Origin of the sequence: Paenibacillus zanthoxyli JH29 (genome assembly GCF_000520715.1) — a bacterium.
GTDB lineage: Bacteria > Bacillota > Bacilli > Paenibacillales > Paenibacillaceae > Paenibacillus_AQ > Paenibacillus_AQ zanthoxyli.
In genome coordinates, this window is record NZ_ASSD01000284.1 from 1 (window position 1) to 6069 (window position 6069).

General features: G+C 51.1%; 4 protein-coding genes. 1 reads left to right on the top strand and 3 read right to left on the bottom strand.

Translation table 11 applies throughout. The features are described 5' to 3' along the window. Window positions 1–117: 117 nt before the first annotated feature. Window positions 118–2868, top strand: a complete 2751-nt coding sequence (locus tag L691_RS0110385) for an O-antigen ligase family protein (RefSeq protein ID WP_025690417.1) — start codon at window positions 118–120, stop codon at window positions 2866–2868. Window positions 2869–2974: 106 nt separating this feature from the next. On the opposite strand, the gene L691_RS0110390 is transcribed toward L691_RS0110385, so the two are convergent. The 3 genes from L691_RS0110390 to L691_RS28545 all read right to left on the bottom strand — a co-directional run. Continuing rightward, entirely contained in the window at window positions 2975–4075 is a 1101-nt protein-coding gene (locus L691_RS0110390) for a glycerol dehydrogenase (protein ID WP_025690418.1), read from the bottom strand. A 168-nt stretch (window positions 4076–4243) separates the two neighbouring features. Beyond that, window positions 4244–5137 carry a UTP--glucose-1-phosphate uridylyltransferase GalU gene (gene galU, locus L691_RS0110395; RefSeq protein WP_025690419.1) on the bottom strand — a complete coding sequence of 298 codons (894 nt, stop codon included), beginning with the start codon at window positions 5135–5137 and terminating at the stop codon, window positions 4244–4246. A gap of 230 nt (window positions 5138–5367) precedes the next feature. After that, window positions 5368–6069: U32 family peptidase (locus tag L691_RS28545; RefSeq protein WP_198023010.1), on the bottom strand; the 702-nt coding region annotated here is incomplete at its 5' end.

Here is a 6069-nt window from a genome sequence, read left to right on the forward strand (position 1 = left end):
GTGGTGCTGTTGGTTTATTAATTGCGTTCTATATAGCTATAAAATTTTCTTTCGTTTTCCAAGACAGCTACTTGTGCTAAAATATTGTCGTATCTACAGGAAAAGGAGATTAAAAAGTTGGCTAATCCAGTATACGGTAAAAAAGCTGCTCAGTCGAGAAACGCTGAAAAAATGCCCGACTCGCTTTGGGTGTTGGTAATTGGTTTTATTTTATTTTTACTTTGGGCCCCGTTTCAAGTGGGATTATTTAACGGACAGCAGACGGATTATGAGAAACCGATTTATATCGCAGCTTTGCTCGGCTGTCTGATGCTGTTCTTGTGGGTCGTCCTTTATTACAAAAGGTTTAAGCTGGAGGACCAGCGCGATCTGCTGGCGGTTGCCGTGCTGCTGCTCCCTCTGACGTATTTCCTGTCGCTCTTTGTTGCCGCTTCGCACTACATGGCGGTCAATATGCTGCTGATTCAGAGCATGTACGCGGCAGTTTTCATTGTAAACCTCTACCTCCTTCGACAAAAACAAGTTAATGTTATCATACAAACCGCCGTATTGACAGTGGCTTATCTGATTGTCTGGTTCGGACTGCTGAACTGGCTCGGCGCATGGAATGTCGCTGGCGGGCTGGTTGGCTGGTTCTCAAATACAGTTAGGGGAGGCAAATATTTGGACGCGGTGATGACCGATGCCAACGGTCTGCGTCTGACTTCGATTTTTCAGTATGCCAATACATATGCCGCTTTCCTGATGGCCTTCTTGTTTGTGGCGATATTTGCGCTGATTCGGTCGAAAAAAGCGTACGGCACGCTGATCAACGGCTTCATGCTTGTGCCTATTATCGTGTCGCTGCTGCTGACGCTCTCGCGGGGCGGGCTGGTCATGCTCCCGGTCGTATTCGTACTCCTGCTGCTGTTCCAGAAACCGTCGCGGCAGATATTGTGGATTATTCACCTTATTATCGCAGGCATTGCCTCGCTCGCGGTGGCGAGTCCGGTCACTTCGATCGGGCAGCGCCTTAGCCTCGTTCCTGATGCGTCAGCGGCCGTCAAAGGCTGGACCTATCTGCTGATTGCCTCGGCGGTTACGGCGGTTCTATGCTGGATAGTACAGCGCTTTGCGGCGCCTAAGCTGGAAGGGAGTCTTGAAGGCTGGTCAAGCCGTAAATTCACCAATCTTTGGCTTCCAATGGGCGCGACGGTGCTGGTGGCACTGACCGCTTTCCTGCTGATCGGCACGAGCGTGCGCAGTATTTTGCCGGACAATATCGAAACTCGTCTGGAGAATATCAACTTCCAGCAGCATAGTGTACTCGAACGCTTCACTTTTTACAAAGATGCGCTCAAGGTTGTCAAGGATTATCCGATTCTCGGCGCCGGCGGTGGAGGCTGGGCCGCTCTTTACGAGAAATATCAGAATAACCCGTATACGAGCCGCCAGGCGCATAACTTCTTCCTGCAGTATTTGATTGAGGTCGGCATTCTTGGTTTCATCGTATTTATGGGATTTATCCTGTTTGTATTCTACAAATATATCAGAGGCTATATGAAGCAAAAAGAACGGGATGATTACGAGAACGGCTTCTTCTTCCTAATCATCGCTCTCTCGATTCTGCTTCACAGTGTCCTTGACTTCAATATGAGCTACGCCTTCATGGGCCTGCTTGTGTTCATCGGGCTTGCGGGTATGGCTGCTGCTATGGATGCTAAACCGCTCGCGGTCAAATGGAACTCTTCGGGGCTGCGTTTTGGTTATTTGGCCTTGGCCTGTGTGGGAGCCTTTGCTGTGCTCTTCGTGTCCCTTCGCGATATCGGTTCTGCCAATGCTGCTGCGGATGCCAAGGCGATCACGCAAACAAGCCAGTCTTATGAAGAAATCAAGGCTCCGCTGATCAAGGCGCTTAAAAACCGTCCGAGCCATCCGGAGTCTGTGATTATTCTCGCTTCGATGGATAATCAGGTCTACAGTCAGAACAAGAACGAACAGTTCGCAGCCGAGTCCCTCGCCGTGCTGACCCGCGGATTGAAGGATGAGCCAAATAACAAGATGATGCTGCAGCAGTTGATTGCTTTATATGATTTGCAGGGAAAGAGCGAAGAAGCATATGCCGTTTACAGAGATAATGCGGATAAATATAAGTGGGATATTGAGTGGTATGAGCCGCTTATTACCCGAGCATCCGATCTGGGAACACAGGCTCATTTGCAGAAGGATGCTGCCAAGGAGCAGGAATCTTTCCAAACGGGTCTGGCCGCATACGACCATGTGGTTGCCGGAGTCGAGTATCTGAAGACGCTGCCTGCCGGACAGATGCAGGGCCGTCCGTTCTCTGTAACACCACTAATCGCGCTCGGAGTCGGAAAAATAAAACACGTAACCGGCGATGCCAAGGCTGCAGCCGAAATATTGCAATCAGGTCTCATTGGCAGTTACGCTGATCTGGCTGCACGCGGCGACCTATGGAGTACAAACTGGTACTATGATTTAATCGCCCGCTCATATGACTTGGGCCAGGCCTCCTTTAACCAGCAGGACAAGGCAAATGCGAATGCGAACTTTAATATCGGACTTGGGGCTTACAAGCAACTGATGGTGGAGACCAGTAACCAAACGAATGCCGTTCCGCCTGCCACTACGTTGGCTGTGGGTAAAATGCAATTTCTCTCAGGTGATATCCGGACGGCGGTGAACACCTTGAAAGCCGGGCTGAGTGAGGATTACTCGAATGCAATTAATCGCGAAATGGCCCGTTGGTATTTGGCCGGATTGAATAAATTGAAAAGCAACCAGGATCAGGATATATATAACAAGCTTATTGCAGCCGATCCCGGAGAGGCGGCTAAAATTGATGAAATCGGGTTCATCCAGCCCTGATCTTAACCGTTGCTTATAGTTTTGTATATATCGAGAAAAAAACCGGGTACCGCCCATTATTGGTGGTACCCGGTTTTTGATATTTTTGAAAGCCATAAACTCTTCCTCAAAACTTAAGCGGGAGTTGTCTCCCCAATTGGTCTACCTTCAGCATAGCCTTCACTATGTTTTCAGATGTTACTGAAAATGGCATGTTGTCCATGGGCGTACCGGGAGCACAGCTGGCCTCTGCTGCAATCCGGAGTCTGTCTTGCTGTTCCGCCGAAAGATGCATCTCCTCCAAGGTTACAGGCAACCCTATGCTACGGTTAAACTTTATAATCTCCTCCAGCTCTTGTATAGGTGCATTCTCCAGCACAAGTTGAACGATAGTGGTAAAAGCAACCTTTTCTCCATGCATGACAGGACGCGTCTCTTCCAGCAGGGTAAGTCCGTTATGAATCGCATGGGCAGCTGCAAGCCCGCCGCTCTCAAAGCCGATGCCGCTGAGGTAGATGTTGGCTTCGATAATATTCTCCACCGCCTCAGAGAGTATGCCGTTCTCTGCATCCTGCTTGGCCTGTAATCCGTCGGCCAGCAGGGTGTCCCTGCAAGCCTGTGCGAGCGCGTAAGCGCCTATGGTGCTTTTATTCTCACCGCGGCTCTCGGCAGACCGCCGGCAGGCCCGCGCCTCGTAGTACGTCGACAGCGCGTCACCCATGCCGGCGACCAGCAGGCGGACAGGGGCTTTGGCCACAAGCTCCGTATCGACCACCACTCTGTCCGGATTGCTCCGCAGATACAAATACTTATCCAATCGGCCATCTTCGGTATACAGCACAGACAAGGCGCTGCACGGCGCGTCGGTCGAGGCAACGGTCGGCGCAACAATCAGCGGCAGTCGGCTGTAGAATCCGACCGCTTTGGCTGCGTCCAGTGTCTTGCCGCCGCCAATCCCTATAATAACGTCCGCTTCCGATTCCTTGACCGCTTCGACAATCCGCTGCACTTCCTTCAGGCTGCATTCTCCCGTGAATGAGTGCAGAACATATGAAACATCGCCTCCTTGAAAGCCTTCTGAAATCTCCTTCTCATAATTCGCGAGGACAAAAGCATCGGCGACAATATAAGCCTTCTTCCCCTCCAGCTCGGCACAATAACGATGAAGGCGACGGATTTCTCCCTTGCCTTGAATATACTTGGCCGGCGACATGATATTTCTGGTCAATGCTCCCACTCCTACTCATTAAGGTATGTAATGGCTAAACCATCAGCTGAAAAATATCTTGATATCGGCTTTAAAGCTAAAATGGCAGTTCCGGGTCATTTCCCAGACTGCCATTTCTGTGCTGTAACGCGGGCGCGTAAACGCACACCGCTATAATAAATTCAAATTTTATTTCGATACCGTCTTTTGCGCTTCGCTTTCGATCAGGTTTTTGAGATAAATGAGCAAATCATCCTTCAGATCTTCACGCTGCATAGCGTAATGAATAGTGGTTTGGATAAAGCCCATTTTCTCGCCCACGTCATGCCGATCCCCCTCAAAGTGGAAGGCCAGAATGCGTTCTACCTCGCTGAGACGGGCAATGGCGTCCGTCAGTTGAATTTCGCCGCCTACTCCCGCCTGCTGCTCTCCCAGCATATCAAAGATTCGAGGGGTCAAAATATACCGTCCAAGGATCGCTAGATTGGAAGGCGCTTCTTCTTTTTTCGGTTTCTCAACAAGTCGATTGGCCTTATACACACGATCTGCAAGCTCCGTGCCGTCGACGACGCCGTAACGGGAAACCTCATCCCATGGCACAGGCTGTACGCCAACGATGGAGGACTTATATTCGTCAAAGACCTCGATCATCTGCTTCAGGCACGGTTTGTCCGACTCGACAATATCGTCGCCGAGCAGAACGGCAAACGGCTCGTTGCCGATAAATTTGCGCGCGCACCAGATGGCGTGTCCGAGACCCTTGGGCTCTTTTTGCCGGATATAGTGAATGTCTGCCATTTCAGACGATTTACGGACAGAATTCAGCAGATCCCATTTCTGCTTCTCGGCCAGATTGAACTCCAGCTCGAATGAATTGTCAAAATGATCCTCGATCGCCCGTTTGCCCTTGCCTGTTACGATAATAATATCTTCGATACCTGAGGCGACCGCCTCTTCCACGATATACTGGATGGTCGGCTTGTCCACAATCGGCAGCATTTCCTTCGGCATCGCCTTGGTTGCGGGCAGAAAGCGGGTTCCGAGGCCGGCTGCGGGAATAATAGCTTTACGGATTCTTGTCATGACACAGCTCCTTTGTTTAAAGTATGATATATAGTCAAAAATTCGCCTGGATAAAAATTGCAGCTTTGATCCTATTATATCAGTTTTATAGGGACATTGGCAGTTGGCCGTGCAAAAGGCTTGCGTTGCAAGAATAATCCAAAAAGTTGGCATTTAAGGTAAGTGAAAAACTCCCGCCAAATGGCGGGAGCTTACGGTATCTGTAATACATAGTCTCAATGCATATTCTCTTATTTCACCAACTGCCCCCGGGTAACGCCGAGCTGGTTGGTTGCTTTGAGCGTCTTCCAGACCCGGGTTCCGGAGATTTCGCCGCGCAGCGCCTTGCCGTACAGATCAATGACCTCGGCTACCTGTTCAGGGGCCTCCTCCAGAAACTCCACGCGGAAAGACGATACGCCGAGCTCGCGGAAGTTGTTCAGATATTCCGCGCCGGACTGCTCAATCGCGTTGTAGACCGTATTGCGGCAGCCTTCATCCACCCGGACGGGATGGACCATGCCGATCCGGTCCTGCAGGGAAGCCCGCTGGCTCTCGCAAGGGCGGCCGCAGTTCGTAAAGTCGGTTCCTTCGCTTAGGAACGTACAATATACGCAGTGCTCCGTGTGGTACATCGGCAGATGCTGGTGAATGACCACTTCCATCTGCGAGGTACGGCTGCGCCGCAGCAGGTCGACCATCTGCTGGATATTCAGGTCATACGACGGTGTGACCATGTCGCAGCCTGCTTCAAGGAACAGGTCGACCGCCTTATGATTGGCGATGTTCAGCGAGAAGTCGCCGATAAGCAGCGGATGCGCGGCATCCGGCTCTTCCCGGCGGCGGCGCAGATAGTAATACAGCGCACCGGTATTGCGCACCAGCACCGCATCCGGCTGGAGGCGCAGGATGTTCGCATGGTAGCCGTTCTCGCCCGGCATATGAATGCGCGG

Bases quoted from the DNA above. Each gene is read 5' to 3' on its own strand.
- galU (WP_025690419.1), bottom strand. From the start codon at position 5,137: ATGACAAGAATCCGTAAAGCTATTATTCCCGCAGCCGGCCTCGGAACC.